13 protein-coding genes are annotated in these 16,751 nt (G+C 73.1%); 3 read left to right on the plus strand and 10 right to left on the minus strand.

The features are described 5' to 3' along the window. Positions 1-76 precede the first annotated feature (76 nt). Complete coding sequence (gene guaA, locus AC2CHG_RS22625) at positions 77-1,633, minus strand: glutamine-hydrolyzing GMP synthase (protein WP_262013034.1); 1,557 nt, start codon at positions 1,631-1,633, stop codon at positions 77-79. An 80-nt stretch (positions 1,634-1,713) separates the two neighbouring features. Further along, positions 1,714-3,396 carry an FAD-dependent oxidoreductase gene (locus AC2CHG_RS22630; protein WP_262013035.1) on the minus strand — a complete coding sequence of 561 codons (1,683 nt, stop codon included), beginning with the start codon at positions 3,394-3,396 and terminating at the stop codon, positions 1,714-1,716. 141 nt (positions 3,397-3,537) lie between these two features. Here AC2CHG_RS22630 and AC2CHG_RS22635 point away from each other — a divergent pair, with 141 nt between their 5' ends. After that, positions 3,538-4,638 (plus strand): LCP family protein, encoded by a 1,101-nt coding sequence (locus AC2CHG_RS22635; RefSeq protein WP_484525515.1) that lies wholly within the window; start codon positions 3,538-3,540, stop codon positions 4,636-4,638. A gap of 3 nt (positions 4,639-4,641) precedes the next feature. Here AC2CHG_RS22635 and AC2CHG_RS22640 read toward each other — a convergent pair whose 3' ends face one another. From AC2CHG_RS22640 to guaB, 4 genes are all read right to left on the minus strand, one after another. After that, positions 4,642-6,099: a M1 family metallopeptidase gene (locus tag AC2CHG_RS22640; protein ID WP_262013037.1), complete on the minus strand. Its 1,458-nt coding sequence runs from the start codon at positions 6,097-6,099 to the stop codon at positions 4,642-4,644. Between the two features lie 88 nt (positions 6,100-6,187). After that, a complete protein-coding gene (locus AC2CHG_RS22645) occupies positions 6,188-7,585 on the minus strand; it encodes a M1 family metallopeptidase (protein ID WP_484525516.1) in 1,398 nt (465 codons plus the stop codon). Between the two features lie 98 nt (positions 7,586-7,683). Further along, entirely contained in the window at positions 7,684-8,802 is a 1,119-nt protein-coding gene (locus AC2CHG_RS22650; protein WP_013288539.1) for a GuaB3 family IMP dehydrogenase-related protein, read from the minus strand. Positions 8,803-8,832: 30 nt separating this feature from the next. Next, entirely contained in the window at positions 8,833-10,395 is a 1,563-nt protein-coding gene (guaB, locus tag AC2CHG_RS22655) for an IMP dehydrogenase (protein WP_357209150.1), read from the minus strand. 197 nt (positions 10,396-10,592) lie between these two features. Here guaB and AC2CHG_RS22660 point away from each other — a divergent pair, with 197 nt between their 5' ends. Continuing rightward, positions 10,593-10,997 (plus strand): DUF5319 domain-containing protein, encoded by a 405-nt coding sequence (locus AC2CHG_RS22660; protein ID WP_194801374.1) that lies wholly within the window; start codon positions 10,593-10,595, stop codon positions 10,995-10,997. Positions 10,998-11,009: 12 nt separating this feature from the next. On the opposite strand, the gene AC2CHG_RS22665 is transcribed toward AC2CHG_RS22660, so the two are convergent. Then, positions 11,010-11,828 (minus strand): helix-turn-helix transcriptional regulator, encoded by an 819-nt coding sequence (locus AC2CHG_RS22665; RefSeq protein WP_402807667.1) that lies wholly within the window; start codon positions 11,826-11,828, stop codon positions 11,010-11,012. A gap of 252 nt (positions 11,829-12,080) precedes the next feature. Here AC2CHG_RS22665 and AC2CHG_RS22670 point away from each other — a divergent pair, with 252 nt between their 5' ends. Next, a complete protein-coding gene (locus tag AC2CHG_RS22670; protein ID WP_013288543.1) occupies positions 12,081-12,464 on the plus strand; it encodes a WhiB family transcriptional regulator in 384 nt (127 codons plus the stop codon). A 174-nt stretch (positions 12,465-12,638) separates the two neighbouring features. Here the strand turns inward: AC2CHG_RS22670 and AC2CHG_RS22675 are convergent, their stop codons facing one another. The 3 genes from AC2CHG_RS22675 to groES all read right to left on the minus strand — a co-directional run bounded on the left by AC2CHG_RS22675 (position 12,639) and on the right by groES (position 16,399). After that, a complete protein-coding gene (locus AC2CHG_RS22675; protein ID WP_484525517.1) occupies positions 12,639-14,309 on the minus strand; it encodes a sulfite oxidase in 1,671 nt (556 codons plus the stop codon). A gap of 61 nt (positions 14,310-14,370) precedes the next feature. Next, positions 14,371-16,014 carry a chaperonin GroEL gene (gene groL, locus AC2CHG_RS22680; protein ID WP_355506262.1) on the minus strand — a complete coding sequence of 548 codons (1,644 nt, stop codon included), beginning with the start codon at positions 16,012-16,014 and terminating at the stop codon, positions 14,371-14,373. Between the two features lie 70 nt (positions 16,015-16,084). Next, on the minus strand, positions 16,085-16,399 hold the full coding sequence (gene groES / locus AC2CHG_RS22685; RefSeq protein ID WP_018222648.1) for a co-chaperone GroES: 315 nt from the start codon (positions 16,397-16,399) through the stop codon (positions 16,085-16,087). Positions 16,400-16,751 lie beyond the last annotated feature (352 nt).

Consider the following 16,751-nt stretch of genomic DNA (forward strand, 5'->3'; position numbering starts at 1 on the left):
GGCCGGGGCGGCCGAGCCGCGGACGCCGGGCGGGCCGCAGGCCGGACCGCAGACGCCGCCGGCGGCCTGAGCCGCGTCACTCCCACTCGATGGTGCCCGGCGGCTTGCTGGTGACGTCCAGCACCACGCGGTTGACCTCGGCGACCTCGTTGGTGATCCGGGTGGAGATCCGGGCCACCACGTCGTAGGGCAGCCGGGACCAGTCGGCGGTCATCGCGTCCTCGCTGGAGACCGGGCGCAGCACCACCGGGTGACCGTAGGTGCGCCCGTCGCCCTGCACCCCGACGCTGCGGACGTCGGCCAGCAGCACCACCGGGAACTGCCAGACGCCCCGGTCCAGACCGGCCGCGGTCAGCTCCTGCCGGGCGATCAGGTCGGCCTTGCGGAGCACGGCGAGGCGCTCCTCGTCGACCGCGCCGATGATCCGGATGGCCAGGCCCGGGCCGGGGAACGGGTGCCGCCACACCATCGCCTCGGGCAGTCCCAGCTCCAGGCCGATCGTGCGGACCTCGTCCTTGAACAGCGTGCGCAGCGGCTCGACCAGGGAGAACTTCAGGTCCTCGGGCAGGCCGCCGACGTTGTGGTGGCTCTTGATGTTCGCGGTGCCGGTGCCGCCGCCGGACTCGACCACGTCCGGGTAGAGCGTGCCCTGCACGAGGAATTCCACGTCGCCGTGCGCGGCGATCTCCCGCGCGGCGGCCTCGAAGACGCGGATGAACTCCCGGCCGATGATCTTGCGCTTCTGCTCCGGGTCGGTCACCCCGGCGAGCGCGCCGAGGAACCGCTCCCGCGCGTCGACCACCTTGAGCTTGATGCCGGTCGCCGCGACGTAGTCCTTCTCGACCTGCTCGGCCTCACCGGCCCGCAGCAGACCGTGGTCCACGAACACGCAGGTGAGCTGGTCGCCCACGGCGCGGTGCACGAGCGCCGCAGCGACCGCCGAGTCGACGCCGCCGGAGAGGCCGCAGATGACCTCCTTGTCGCCCACCTGCTCGCGGATCCGGGCGACCTGCTCGTCGATGATGTTCGACGGCGTCCAGGTGGGCGCGATGCCGGCGATGTCGTACAGGAAGCGGGTGAGCATCTCCTGGCCGTGCGCGGTGTGCCCGACCTCGGGGTGGAACTGCACGCCGGCCCGGCGGCCGGCCAGGTCCTCGAACGCGGCGACCGGGGCGCCCGCCGACTCGGCGGTCACGGTGAAGCCCTCCGGCGCCTCGGTGACGCAGTCGCCGTGGCTCATCCAGACCGGCAGGTCGGCCGGCAGGTCGCGCAGCAGCACGCCGGGCTCGGTCAGGCGCGGGCGCAGCGGGGTGCCGCCGTACTCGCGGTTGCCGGTGCGCGCGACGGTGCCGCCAAGCGCCTGGGCCATGGCCTGGAAGCCGTAGCAGATGCCGAAGACCGGTACGCCGGTCTCGAACATGCCGGCGTCGATCTGCGGGGCGCCCGGCGCGTAGACGCTGGACGGGCCACCGGACAGGATGATCGCGGCCGGGTTCTTCGCCAGCATCTCGGACACCGGCATGGAATGCGGGACGATCTCCGAGTAGACCTTCGCCTCGCGGACACGGCGCGCGATGAGCTGGGCGTACTGGGCTCCGAAGTCCACCACGAGGACGGGGCGAGGCGTGCTCATGTGCGCAAAGCCTACCGACAGTCACCGGCCGCGCGGACGCGCCCCGGCGGTGTGGCGGGGTGAACCTTGCGACGGCCTCCTCACCGCAGGGCGGCGGGGGCGTGCGCGGGGACGGCGGGCCGCCGCGGCGGGACCGGCTCCACCCGGGTGTACGCCGACCCGAGCGCCGGACGCGGGTCCGCCTCGTCCTTGTTCGGCCAGTACGACATGGCCCGCTCGGCCTGCGCGGTGATCGTCAGCGACGGGTTGACGCCCAGGTTCGCCGAGACCGCCGCGCCGTCCACCACGTGCAGCCCCGGGTGGCCGTACACCCGGTGCCAGGGGTCGATGACGCCCTCGTCCGGTGTGGCGCCGATGACCGCGCCGCCGAGGATGTGCGCGGTCACCGGGATGTTGAACGGCTCGGTGACCGCTCCGCCCGGGGTGCCGCCGATCTCCTCGGCGAGCAGCCGGGCCGCGGTGTTGCCGGCCGGGATCCAGGTCGGGTTGGGCGCGCCGTGGCCGGGGCCGGAGACCAGCCGTCCCCGGCGGTAGCGGGTGGTCAGCGAGTTGTCGACCGACTGCATGACGAGTGCGATCACGGTGCGCTCGGACCACCGGCGTACCGACAGCATCCGCGCCGCCAGCAGGGGCTGCCGGACGATGCTGCCCAGCCAGCGCCGGGCCCGGCGGGGACCGCCGTCGACGAGCAGCGACTGGAGCAGGCCCATCGCGTTGGAGCCCTTGCCGTAGCGGACCGGCTCGATGTGGGTCTGCGGGTCGGGGTGGAACGAGCTGGTGATCGCCACCCCCTCGGTGAAGTCGAGGCCGCGCTTCCGGGCCGCGCCGGGCGCCACCGAGGCGCCGAGGATGGCCTCGGAGTTGGTGCGGGTCAGCTCGCCCAGCCGGGGCGAGAGCGCCGGCAGCGCGCCGGTCGCCTTCATCTCGTGCAGCAGCCGCTGGGTGCCGAGCGCGCCGGCCGCGAAGACCACCTGGTCGGCGTGGATCACCTCGCGCCGCTTGCGCAGCCAGGCGCCGGTGCGTTCGGTGTGCACCGCGTACCCGCCGGCCGGGTCGGGGCGGACGGCGGTGACCGTGGTCAGCGGGTGCACCTGCACGCCGAGCCGCTCGGCCAGCCAGAGGTAGTTCTTCACCAGCGTGTTCTTGGCGCCGTGCCGGCAGCCGGTCATGCACGACCCGCAGTGGCTGCACCCGGTGCGGTCCGGTCCGGCCCCGCCGAAGTACGGATCGGCCACCCGCTCGCCGGGTCGCCCGATGTGCACCCCGACCGGCGTCGGGTGGTAGGTGTGCGCCACCCCCATCCGCTCGGCCACCGCGCGGACGGCCTGGTCCGCGCGGGTGTCGATCGGGTACGTGGTGACGCCGAGCATCCGCTTCGCCTGGTCGTAGTGGCGGGCCAGTTCGTCGCGCCAGTCGGTGATGTCCCGCCACTGCGGGTCGGCGTAGAACGCGTCGAGCGGCTCGTAGAGCGTGTTCGCGTAGACGAGCGAGCCGCCGCCCACACCGGCGCCGGAGAGCACCAGCACGCCGCCGCCGGCCTTACGGTCGGCCGAGCGCAGCAGCGTGATCCGCTGGAGCCCGAAGCAGCCGAGCCGGGGCGCCCAGAGGAACCGTCGCGCCCGCCAGGACGTACGCGGGAACTCGTCGTCGGCGAAGCGCCGCCCCGCCTCCAGGACGCCCACCGTGTAGCCCTTCTCGGCCAGCCGGAGCGCGGTGACGCTGCCGCCGAAGCCCGAACCGATGACGAGCACGTCGTAACGCATGAACGCATCATTACCGACCGGTAGCTATGGCGCCAGCGAGTGTTTTTCGCAGATCATGCAGAGCGCTCGATTCGCCGGGATTCCCGCCGCTGCAACCTCCGGCGGCTCCCGGCGCGTCGAACACCACGGGGAGGAACGAACGTGACGAGACGACGCCTGCTGGGCCTGGCCGCACTGGTGGCGGCGCTGCTGGTGGCCACCGGAGCGGTGGTGACCACCCGGCTGGTGGCGAACCGCCCGGCCGCCCCGGTCGCCGGCCCGAGCACCGCGCCGCCGGCCTCACCGACGCCCGCCCCGACCACCGCCAGCCCGACACCCCCGCCCGGCGCCGACCTGAAGGGCCCGCTCAACCTGCTGCTCGTCGGCGTGGACACCCGGGTCAGCATCCCCGGCTGGGAGCCGCACGCCGACGCGGTACTGCTGCTGCACGTACCGGCCGGGCTGGACCGGGCGTACCTGTTCTCGCTCCCCCGCGACCTGGTCGTGGACATCCCCGCCTACCCGAAGGCTCGCTACCCGGGCGGCCGCACAAAGCTCACCCACGCGATGAGCTACGGCAGCCGGGTGCCGGGCGACAAGCGCAACCCCAGCACCGCCCAGGGGTACGAGCTGCTGCGCACCACCGTCTCCCGCTACACCGGCCTGCGCATCGACGCCGGCGCGGTGATCACGTTCGGCGGCTTCGACAAGCTGGTGGACACGCTCGGCGGGGTGGACCTCTACGTCGACCAGCAGGTCGCCTCCCGGCACCGCCGCCCGGACGGCACCATGCGGACGCTGACCGGCGGCGGCTACACCGGGCCGCAGATGGTCTACGAGAAGGGCACCCGCCACCTGACCGGCTGGCAGGCGCTCGACTACGCGCGGCAGCGCTACACCGCGGGCGGCGACTACACCCGGCAGCGGCACCAGCAGCAACTGCTCCGGGCACTGGCCCGCAAGATCCTCGACCAGGGCACCGCCCGCGACCCGCAGCGGGTCGAGCAGGTGGTCGCCGCGCTGGGCAGGACCCTGGTGTACGCCGGGGGCGGCCGGAATCTGATCGACTACGCGTACGTCCTGGGTGGCCTGCCGGCCGACCGGCTCACGCTGGTCGTGCTGCCCGGCGCCGGGGTGAGCAGCGGCGGCGCGTACCGGGGTGAGCAGCTCAAGCCGCTCGGCCGTGACTTCCTCACCGCGCTGCGCGGCGGACGGGCCGACGCGTTCCTGGCCGCCCACCCGTCGCTGCGCGTCAAGAACTGACGCCTACAGCGGCTTCGGGGCGGGCGGGCGCTCGGTGCCGTACAGCCACGGGTCGAAGACCTTCGCCAGCTTCTTGCCGGTGATCCGCTCGGCCAGCGCCACGAAGTCGGCGGTGGTGGCGTTGCCGTTCTTCCGCTCCGCGGCCCAGGTGCGCAGGATCGCGAAGAACGCGGTGTCGCCCACCGCCACCCGCAGCGCGTGCACAGTCATCCCGCCCCGGTCGTAGACCGAGCGGCTGAACAGGTTCGTCACGCCCGGCTTGCCCGGCGGCGTACGCCACACCTGCCCGCCGGCGTTCGCGTACTTCTGCTCGAACGCGCGCTGCACGGTGGTCGAGCCGTCGTGCTCCGCCCACAGCCACTCGGCGTACGTGGCCAGCCCCTCGTTGAGCCAGATGTCCTGCCAGCGCTGGATCGACACGCTGTTGCCGTACCACTGGTGGGCCAGCTCGTGCGCGACCACGCCGGTGTTGTCGCCCTGCCGGAAGAAGCTCGCCGAGTAGACCGGCCGGCTCTGCGTCTCCAGCGCGTACCGGATGCGCTCGTCGTCGATCACCACGCCGCCGTACGAGTCGAACGGGTACGGCCCGAAGACGCTCTCCAGGTAGTCGGCGACCTCGATCGTGCGCGCGAGGGACCGGTCCGGCGCACCCTCCGCCACCTGGGTGGTGACCGCGTTGTAGACCGGCCGTCCCTTGTGCTCCCCGGTGGTGACCCGGAACTTCCCGATCGCCACCGTGGTCAGGTAGCTGGCCGCCGGCGCGGTCTCCGACCACTTCCAGGTGGTCCAGGCGCCGCTTGTCGTCTTCCCCTTCGGCACGCCGTTGGAGACCGCCGTGAGTCCCTTCGGGACGGTGATCTCCATGTCGTAGGTGGCCTTGTCCGACGGGTGGTCGTTGACCGGGAACCAGGTGCTCGCCGACTCCGGCTGACCGAGCGCGATCGCCCCGTCGGTCGTGTGCAGCCAGCCGCCCTCGCCCAGCGCCTCGTTCCGCAGCGGCTCCGGCCGGCCGTCGTACCGGATCTCGGCGGTGAAGCCGTTGCCGGAGGTCAGCCCGATCGCCGGGGTGATCACCAGCTCGTCGTCGGTGCGGCTGTGCCGGGCGGCGGTGCCGTCCACTGTGACCGACCGGACGGTCAGCCCGGCCAGGTCCAGGTTGAACGCGGACAGGTTGGCGGTGGCGGTGGCCCGCAGCGTGGTGGTGCCGCTGAGCTTGTCCGTCTCCGGGTCGTAGCGCACCTTCACGGTGTAGTGCGCGACGTCGTACCCGCCGTTGCCGTAGCTCGGGAAGTACGGATCGCCGGCGCCGGCCGCGCCCGGTGCGAAGCTGCGCGAGGTCGCCGGTGCCGGGCCGGCCGGGGACGACGGACCCGGGTCCGGCTCGGCCGAACCGCAGCCGGCTACCAGCAGCGTGCCGCAGGTCAGCAACCCGATCCGTCGTCGTGCGCCGCGCCGCGTCATCGCCTCGATCCCTCCCGGGGCCCGTTCGGCGGCCCCGCCCACGGGCCGCTCCGACGCGGCAGCCTACCCAGCGGCGGTCACGCGTGCGTCACGGCAGTCCCGGCGGCGTGCCACCGACGAGCCAGGCGTCCAGCAGCGCCCGCAGCGGACGTCCGGACGTGCGTTCGGCGTACCCGACGAAGTCGGCGGTGGTGACGTTGCCGTCGCGGTGCTGCGCCAGCCAGCCGCGCAGCACGCGGTAGAACGTCTCGTCGCCCAGCGCGCGGCGCAGCGCGTGCACCGCGAGCGCGCCCCGCTGGTAGACCGCGTCGCCGAACATCCCGGCCCGGCCCGGGTCGACTGTGGGCTTCGACCAGTCGGTGTCCGCGTACCGTTCGGCGACTGTCTGCGCCACTGTGCGCCCGCCGTCGTGCTCGGCCCAGAGCCATTCGGCGTACGTGGCGAAGCCCTCGTTGAGCCAGATGTCGCTCCACCGGGCCACCGAGACGCTGTCGCCGAACCACTGGTGGGCCAGCTCGTGCGCGACCACCTCGGTGTTCGGCAGGCCGTCGCGGAAGAACGCCGGCCCGTAGACCGGCCGGCTCTGCGTCTCCAGCGCGTACCGGATGCGCTCGTCGGCGACCACCACGCCGCCGTACGCCTCGAACGGGTACGGGCCGAAGCGCGCGGCCAGGAAGTCGGCGACCTCGCCGGTGCGGGCCACCGACGCGGCGGCCGGCCCGTCCGCGGGCAGCGCCGCGGCGACGGCGGTGACAAGCGGCTTCCCGGCGTGGGTGCCGCTGCTGACCCGGTAGTCGCCGATCACCAGCGTGCTCAGGTAGCTGGCCATCGGCGCGCGCTCGGACCAGCGCCAGGTGGTCCAGCCGCCGCCCGACGTCCTGCCCTGCGGCACGCCGTTGGACAGCGCGGCGAGCCCGTCCGGCACGGTGACCGCGAGGTCGTATGTGGCCTTGTCCGACGGGTGGTCGTTCACCGGGTACCAGGTGCTCGCCGACTCGGGCTGGCCGAGCGCTATCGCGCCGTCCGGGGTGGCGTGGAAGCCGCCGTCGCCGAGTTCGGCGTTGGGCAGCGGCTGCGGCACCCCGCCGTACGCGACCTCGACGGTGAACCGCCTCCCCGACGGCAGTCCGCCCGGCGGCGTGACGATCAGCTCGGTGCCGTCGTGGCGGTGCTTCGCCGCCGCGCCGTCCACCCGCACCCGCTCGACGTCCAGCCCGGCCAGGTCGAGCTGGAACCGGGACAGCGCCCGGGTCGCGGTGACGGTCAGCGTGGCGGTGCCGGTGAGCCGGTCGCTCGCCGGGTCGTAGCGCACGTCCAGCGCGTAGTGGCCCACGTCGTAGCCGCCGTTGCCGGCGCCCGGCACGTACGGGTCACCGGCGTCCGCCGTGCCCGGCCGGAACCCGTTGCCGTCGTCTCCGCCGGTGCAGCCGGCCAGCGCGAGCGCCGCCGCCACCAGCCCTGCCGCCCAGACCCGCCCCCGTCTCACCCGGCGAGCCTAGACGCGCGACGGCGCGGGCGGGGCCGGAACACGTCCGCGCCGCCGCCCGCGCCGTCACGCGGTGCTCAGCCGATGATCAGCGGTGCTCAGCGGTCGAGGACGAGCCCGACCTTCTGGAACTCCTTGAGGTCGCGGTAGCCGCACTTGGCCATCGCGCGGCGCAGGCCGCCGAAGAGGTTGAGCTGGCCGTCCGGCTCGTCGGCCGGGCCGAACAGCAGCTTCTCCATCGAGCCGAGCGGCTCGCCGGCCACCTCGAACGCGCCACGGGGCAGCGACGGGTGGCTGGCCGCGGAGTGCCACCAGGCGCCGCCGGCCGGGGCCTCCTCGCACAGCGACAGCGGCTCGCCGAGCATCACCGCGTCCGCGCCGCAGCCGAGCGCCTTGGCGATGTCGCCGGAGGTCTGCATGTCGCCGTCGGCGATCAGGTGCACGTACCGGCCGCCGGTCTCGTCCAGGTAGTCGCGGCGGGCAGCGGCGGCGTCGGCGATGGCGGTGGCCATCGGCACCCGGATGCCGAGCACCGACTCGGTGGTCGACCAGTCGTCGCCGCCGATGCCCACGATCACACCGGCCGCGCCGGTACGCATCAGGTGCAGCGCGGTCTTGTAGTCGGTGCAGCCGCCGACGACGACAGGCAGGTCCAGGTCGGCGATGAACTCCTTGAGGTTCAGCGGCTCGTCGGTGGTGGAGACGTGCTCGGCCGAGACGAGCGTGCCCTGGATGACCAGGATGTCCACGCCGGCGTCGAGGATCACCGGGGCCAGCGCCAGGGTGTGCTGCGGGGAGACCCGCACCGCCACCGTCCCGCCGCCCTCGCGCAGTTCGCGGACCCGCTCGGCGATCAGGTCGGGACGGATCGGCTCGGCGTAGACCTCCTGGAGGCGCTTGGTCGCCCGCGCGTCCTCGCCGAGACCGGCCAGCTCCTCCAGGATCTTGGCCGGGTTCTCGTACCGGGTCCACAGGCCCTCGACGTTCAGCACGCCGAGCCCGCCGAGCTGGCCGAGCCGGACCGCCGAGGCCGGGCTCATGGTCGCGTCGGAGGGGTGCGCGACGCACGGGATGCCGAACTGGTACGCGTCGAGCTGCCACGCGGTGGAGACGTCGTCGACGTCCCGGGTGCGGCGGCTCGGCACGATGGCGATGTCGTCCAGGTGGTAGCCGCGCTGCGCGGTCTTGCCCAGCCCGATCTCGACCACGTCACGCATGAGGGACTCCAGGTGGTTGGGGGTGGTGGGTCAGCGGGAGTGGTAGTTGGGCGCCTCGACTGTCATCTGGATGTCGTGCGGGTGGCTCTCCTTGAGCCCGGCCGCGGTGATCCGGATGAGCTGGCCACGCCGGTGCAGCTCCGGGATGCTCTCCGCGCCCACGTACCCCATGGCGGCGCGCAGCCCACCGGTGAGCTGGTGGGCGACGGCGGACAGCGGCCCCCGGTAGGGCACCTGACCCTCGACGCCCTCCGGGACCAGCTTGTCCTCGGCGAGCACGTCCTGCTGGAAGTAGCGGTCCTTGGAGTAGGACTTGCCCTGGCCGCGCGACTGCATCGCGCCGAGCGAGCCCATCCCCCGGTACGCCTTGTACTGCTTGCCGTTGATGAAGATCAGCTCGCCGGGGCTCTCCTCGCAGCCTGCGAGCAGGCTGCCGAGCATCACCGTGTCGGCGCCGGCGACGAGCGCCTTGGCGATGTCGCCGGAGTATTGGATGCCGCCGTCACCGATGACAGGCACGCCGGCCGGGCGGGCGGCGCGGGCCGCCTCCATGATCGCGGTGATCTGCGGTACGCCGACCCCGGCCACGATCCGGGTGGTGCAGATGGCGCCCGGGCCGACGCCCACCTTCACGCCGTCCGCGCCGGCCTCGACGAGCGCCTTCGCGCCCGCGTACGTGGCGATGTTGCCGCCCACGATGTCGATGCCGACGTCCCGCTTGAGCCGGGCGACCATCTCCAGCACGGCGCGCTGGTGGCCGTGCGCGGTGTCCACGATGACGACGTCCACGCCGGCGTCGACCAGGGCACGGGCACGCTTGTAGCCGTCCTCGCCGACGCCGACCGCGGCGGCGACCCGGAGCCGGCCCGCGTCGTCCTTGGTGGCGTTCGGGTACTGCTCGCTCTTGGTGAAGTCCTTCACCGTGATCAGGCCGCGCAGCTTGCCGCCCGCGTCCACGATCGGCAGCTTCTCGATCTTGTGCTGGCGCAGCAGGCCGAGCGCGTCGTCCTTGCTCACGCCGACCGGCGCGGTGATCAGCGGGGTGCGGGTCATGATCTCGCGCACCGGCGTGGCCGGGTCGGAGACGAACCGCATGTCGCGGTTGGTGACGATGCCGACGAGTTGGCCCTGCCCGTCCACGACCGGCACACCGGAGATGCGGTAACGCCCGCAGAGCGCGTCGACCTCGCGCAGCGTGTCGTCCGGGCTGGCGGTCACCGGGTTGGTGATCATGCCGGACTCGGAGCGCTTCACCAGGTCGACCTGGAGCGCCTGGTCCTCGACGGAGAGGTTGCGGTGCAGCACGCCGATGCCGCCCTGGCGGGCCATCGCGATCGCCATCCGCGCCTCGGTGACGGTGTCCATCGCACTGGACAGCAGCGGCACGGTCAGCTCGATGTTGCGGGTGAGGCGGGTGCGGGTGTTGACGCGGCTGGGGACGACGTCCGACTCGCCCGGCTGCAGCAGGACGTCGTCGAAGGTCAGCCCGAGCGGCACCACGCGGGCCGAACCCGCAGGCAGCTCGGGCAGATGGCCACCCAGCTCCCCGCCGTCGGCGCCGGCCGGGATCTCGGTGCTGGGCGAATTCTCCACGATTGCTCCCCTGAGCTGGTCGAACGGGCTGCAGCGAGGCGGCGCGCGGGGGCACCGGCAGGCGCCGGGTGACGGCGCGTCGCCTCATCGTACCCACCTACCCGTCCGTGCCCGGGCAGCGGCGGGCCCGAGGGTAGGCAGGGCCACAGCACGGGCTGGGGCGGGCTTTCCGGCGGCTCGGGGTCTACGGTGAGGGGGTGCACGACGAGCCCATCGACCCGTTCAACGGCGACCCGGCCGATCCGGCTGCCGGCCTGCACGATCCCGGCGACGACGACGCGCTCGACCCGCTGACCGAGGTCGAGCGCCAGGACGTCCTTGAGGATCTCGCCGATCTGGAGATCTACCAGGCGTTGCTCCAGCCGATCGGCGTGCGCGGCCTGGTGATCGAGTGCGAGGACTGCCGCGAGCCGCACTACTTCGACTGGGACCTGCTCCGCGGCAACCTGCGCCACCTGCTCAACTCGGGGCGTCCCCGGGTGCACGAGCCGGCCTACGACCCGGACCCGGACCACTACGTGAGCTGGGACTACGCCCGCGGCTACGCCGACGGCGTGCACGACACGCTCACCGAGGGCACCGACGACTCCGCGCAGGAGTGATCCCCGCGCGGGTCAGGCGACCAGGCCCGCCCGGAACCCGGCCGCGACGGCGTGCGCCCGGTCGCGCGCGCCGAGCTTGCGGAACAGCCGCCGGGCGTGCGTCTTGACCGTGTCCTCGGAGACGAACAGCTCCCGCCCGATCTCCGCGTTGCTCTTGCCCTCGGCCATGCCGAGCAGCACCTGAAGCTCCCGCTCGGTCAGCCCGATCGCGCTGCGCGGCGTCCGCGCCGGCCGCTGGGCCGCTCCGGCCCGGGGCGCCTCCGCGCCGTCGGCCGCCGCCGGGTCGTCCGGGTCATCGCCGCGTTGCACAGGCACCACTGTGGGCAGGCCCGCGGCGTCCACCGGCGCCGTCGCCGGCCAGCCGGGCCCACCCTGGGTACGCCCCGGCGCCGCCGGCCGGGCCGGCCCGCCCACCGCCGCCGCGTCCCGGGCGGTGTCGGCCACCCGGTTCCTGTTGCTCCGCCCCGGGGCGGACAGCAGCAGTAGCGCCTTGGCGACCGCGCTGGTCAGGTCGTGGTCGGCGTTCTGAATCAGGCCCCGCGCTCCGGCGCTGATGGTGGCCGCCGCCGACTCCGACTCCTCGGCGCCGAGCAGCAGCACCGCCGCCTGCGGGGCGCGGGCCAGCACCCGCCGGACGAAGCCCGCGCTGTCCGGGCGGGTCAGCGCGGTGTCGGCGAGCACCACGTCCACCGGACGCTCCGCGAGCCGCAACATCACCTCCGGATCGGAGACGGCCGTCCGGACGACGCCGGACAGCCCGAGCCGCGCCGCCGCGGAGGTCAGATGCTGGGCCGCCAATGGTGTCCGAACGCACACAAGAACACTACGCACAGTGGTCTCCTCTCCGACTCAGAGCAGACCATGCGGAGGTGGGGTCGGGAGGGGGTTCCGGGCAATCATCCGAACTTTTCCGACAGATGGGGCATATGCCGCCGAGTGTCCGACGTTTTCGATCACAGATGTGTGAGGCGCGGACCACTCGGGTACCGAGGGGTTCATCCGGAACCGGCATCCCGCGCGGACCGCCGCCCGGTAGCTGGCAACGAACATTCTCCGCGGTGCCGCGCGGGAGGAGGGGTGCTGATGTCGAACGTACGTAGGCTGCCTGGACCGATCGACGAGCTCTGGGACTGGCAGCGGCTCGGGGCCTGCCGTGGCCGCGACAGCGCGCAGTTCTTCCACCCGGACGGCGAGCGCGGCTCCTCCCGGCTGCGCCGCGAGATGGGCGCCAAGTCGGTCTGCCGCGCCTGCCCGGTACGCGCCGAGTGCGCCGCCCACGCGCTCTCCGTGCGCGAGCCGTACGGAGTCTGGGGCGGGTTCAGCGAGTCCGAGCGGCTGCGCCTGCTCGCCCTCGGCTGGGAGGACCTGGCCGACCGCCGCCAGACCAAGGTGGACATCGCCCGGCTGGAGGCGCGCCTCGGCCGGCCGCACAACACCGCCGTGCCGGACCAGCGCAAGGTCGCCTGACCGGTTCCACGACCTCCGACGCCGCGCCCCGCAACCCCGGGGCGCGGCGTCGTGTCGTCCCGCCCCGGCCCTCGCGTGATCAACACCAGCTCGGCGAGGTGGTCATATCACTGAGCCTTTGATGCCACCACTTCGGGGAACTGGTGTTGATCTTTCGGAGGTGGGGCGGCCGGGTCAGGTGACCGTGACTCTCACTGTGTGCCATCCCGTTGCGCCGTCGGGAGCGACCGGGGCGGGCTGTTCCGTCTGGGTCTCACCTGTCGTGTCGGTCGCCCGCACCTGGAGCGTGTGCTCGCCCGGCGTCGCGTCCCATCGCCAGGACCACTGCACCCAGGTGTCCGCCGACACCGCCGGTGCCAGTGTCGCCTCCTGCCAGGCGCCGCCGTCGACGCGTACCTCGACGCGACGGATGCCGCGGTGCTGCGCCCACGCCACACCGGCCACCGTCACCGGGCCGGCGGCCGGGCGGCTGCGGGGCCGGGGTGTGTCGATCCGGGACTGCGTCTTGATCGGGCCCTGCGCGGACCAGCCGCGCGGCACCCAGTACGCGTCGAAGTCGGCGAAGCTGGTCAGCTCCAGTTCGGTGAGCCACTTGCAGGCCGACACGTACCCGTAGAGGCCCGGCACCACCATCCGCACCGGGAAGCCGTGCTGGATCGGCAGCGGCTCGCCGTTCATGCCGACCGCGAGCAGCGCGTCCCGGCCGTCGCGCAGCACCGAGGTGGGCGTGCCGCAGGTCCAGCCGTCGACCGCGCGGCCCACCACCTGGTCCGCGCCGTCGGCCGGGTCGGCCTCGTCGAGCAGTTCCTTGATCGGTACGCCGAGCCAGCGCGCGTTGCCGATCAGGTCGCCGCCCACCTCGTTGGAGACGCAGGCCAGCGTCACGTACCGCTCGACCATCGGGCGGGCCAGCAGGTCGTCGAAGCTCAGCTCGATCGGGTTGCGCACCCGCCCGTGGATCCGCAGCCGCCAGGTGACCGGGTCCACCTGCGGCACCACCAGCGCGGTGTCGATCCGGTAGAACTCCCGGTTCGGCGTCACGTACGGCGCCAGCCGGGGCAGTGACAGGTCCGCTCCGGCCGGCACCTGCGGGGCGGGCGCCACAGGGGCGGGCAGCGTCACCGCTTCCCGGGCCGCCGACACGCCGCGCCGGCCCGCCAGCCAGTGCCCGCCCAGCCCGGCCACCGCCGCCGCACCGGTGAGCAGCCCGGCGCCGCGCAGGAACCGCCGCCGCGACTCCGCGTCGTCGTCGTGCCGGACCGGCTCCCAGCCACCCGGGCTCTTCTCCTCCCCCGCGAGCGCGGCGACCACCGGAGGCGGCGCCGGCTGCGCGGCCGCGCCCCGGCCGGGCCCCAGCGGACCGGCCACGAACGCCCAGAGCGTCAGCGCGCCCAGTCCGCCGCCGACCAGGGAGGGCAGCGCGTCGAACACGTCCGCGCCGGCCCGGGTCAGCGCGGCGGCGACGCCGAGCACCGTGAACGCGGCGACGCCGGCCAGGCCGATCACCAGCCGCCGGGCCGCCGCCAGGCCGAGCAGCGCCCCGAAGGCGGCCAGCAGCAACGCCGTCCCGACCAGCAGGGCGATCTTGTCGTACGTGCCGAAGACGTCGATGGCGAACTGCTTGAGCGGCTCGGGCACCAGGTCGACGACGAGTCCGCCGACGGCGACGAGCGGCGCGGACCGGGGACCGGTCAGGACCGCCACGGGTTCGGCGGTGCCGAGTGCCACCACTGCGGCGACGACACCGGCGAGTGCCGCGCGGCGGCGGGAGAGGGTGCTCACGGCATCCAGTCTGGTCGACCCGCCGGGCCGGCTGCCAATTCCGTCAGCGTTCCGTAAGGACATACGCGTCAGGGCACACCACCGGGTCGGCGGTGTGCCCTGACGTCGGGGCGTACTACTCGGGTCAGAAGCCCGGGCCGTGCTGGTGGCCGTGGCCGTGCGAGTGGCCGTGCCCACCGGCGGCCGGCTCCGGCTCGGCCGGCTTCTCCACCACGAGGCTCTCGGTGGTGAGCAGCAGGCCGGCGATCGAGGCGGCGTTGCTGACCGCGTTGCGGGTCACCTTCACCGGGTCGATGATGCCGGACTTGGCCAGGTCGACGTACTCGCCGGTGGCGGCGTCGAGGCCGTAGCCCCAGTCCTGGCCGACGACCTTCTGCACCACCACGTAGCCGTCGTGGCCGGCGTTCTGGGCGATCCAGCGCAGCGGCTCGACGAGCGACTTGCGCACGATCGAGACGCCGACCTTCTCGTCACCGGTGAAGCCCAGGTCGTCGTCGAGCGCCGGCAGGATCTGGGCCAGGGCGGCGCCGCCACCCGGGACCGTACCCTCCTCGACCGCGGCCTTGGTCGCGGCGATGGCGTCCTCGATGCGGTGCTTGCGCTCCTTCATCTCGACCTCGGTGGCCGCGCCGACCTTGATCACGGCGATGCCGCCGGAGAGCTTCGCCAGCCGCTCGGCCAGCTTCTCCCGGTCCCACTCGGAGTCGGAGGCCTCGATCTCCTTACGGATCTGCGCGACCCGGTCGGCGACCTCGGCGGCCTGGCCGCCACCGTCGACGACAGTGGTGTTCTCCTTGTCGACCACGACGCGGCGGGCGGTGCCCAGCACCTCCAGGCCGACCTGGTCGAGCTTGTAGCCCAGCTCCGGGGCGACCAGCTCGGCACCGGTGAGGATCGCCATGTCCTGGAGCATCGCCTTGCGGCGGTCGCCGAAGCCGGGAGCCTTGACCGCACAGACCTTGACGGTCTTGCGCAGCGCGTTCACCACGAGCGTGGACAGGGCCTGGCCCTCGACGTCCTCGGCGACGATGAGCAGCGGCTTGTTGTTCTGGAGAACCTTCTCCAGCAGCGGCAGCAGCTCCTCGATCGCCGAGATCTTCTGGGTGGTGATCAGGATGTACGGGTCCTCCAGGACCGCCTCCTGCGCCTCCAGGTCGGTGACGAAGTTCGGGGAGATGAAGCCCTTGTCGAACTGGAGCCCCTCGGTCACCTCCAGCTCGGTGGTGAGCGCGGAGCCCTCCTCGACGGTGATGACACCGTCGCGGCCGACCTTCTCCATCGCCTCGGCGATCAGCTCACCGATGGCGGCGTCCTGCGCGGAGACGGTCGCGACGTGCGCGATCGACTCCTTGCTGGAGACCTCGACGGCCTTGCCGAGCAGCGCCTCGGAGACCTTGGCGGCCGCCGCGTCGATGCCCCGCTTCAGGCCGGTCGGGTTGGTGCCGGCGGCCACGTTGCGCAGGCCCTCACGGACCATGGCCTGGGCCAGCACGGTGGCGGTGGTGGTCCCGTCGCCGGCGACGTCGTTGGTCTTGGTCGCCACCTCCTTGACCAGCTGCGCGCCGAGGTTCTCGTACGGGTTGGTGAGCTCGATCTCCTTGGCGATGGTCACGCCGTCGTTGGTGATCGTGGGCGCACCGAACTTCTTGTCCAGGACGACGTTGCGCCCGCGCGGGCCGAGGGTGACCTTCACCGCGTCCGCGAGGGCGTTGACACCGTGCTCGAGCAGGTGCCGGGCGTCGTCCGAGAAGCTGAGGATCTTCGCCATCAGTATCCCTTCGAAGCGACGTTGCCCCGGCCCGGCGAGCCGGACCGGGGCAACGACACTGATCGGTTGCTTACTTCTCGATGACCGCGAGGACGTCGCGGGCGGAGAGCACCAGGTACTCCTCGCCGGCGTACTTGACCTCGGTGCCGCCGTACTTCGAGTAGAGGACGGTGTCGCCGACCTTCACGTCGATCGGCACGCGGTTGCCCTTGTCGTCGATCCGGCCCGGGCCGACAGCGAGGACGGTGCCCTCCTGCGGCTTCTCCTTGGCGGTGTCGGGGATCACGATGCCCGAGGCGGTGGTGGTCTCGGCCTCGTTCGCCTGGACCACGATGCGGTCCTCGAGCGGCTTGATCGCAACCTTGGTCGCGGTAGTCACGGGCATACCCTCCCGGGTACTTGGTGTCGTTGCCGGCCGGCACGCCGACCAGCGTCAATCTGCCACATGCCACCGGGCGGGGCCGTCGTCGCGGGTGCCGGTCCGCCTGGCGCTCAACCCCCGGGCACGAGGCTCGGGCGTTGGCACCCTCAGGGTGAGAGTGCTAATCGCAGGTTATTCCTCGGCTAGCACTCCGTCAAGGAGAGTGCCAACGCGTCGCCCTCCGTGTCGCGCCGGAACCGGGCCGGGAGAATGAGCGCGTGGATCTCGACCAGCTCGCCGCGCTGCGTACCCCCGAGGGGTCGGCGGCGCTCGCCGCGGCCGAGCGGGTGGCCGGCGGCGACCCGCTGGCGGCGGC

This window comes from Micromonospora sp. ATLC20 (genome assembly GCF_057196585.1).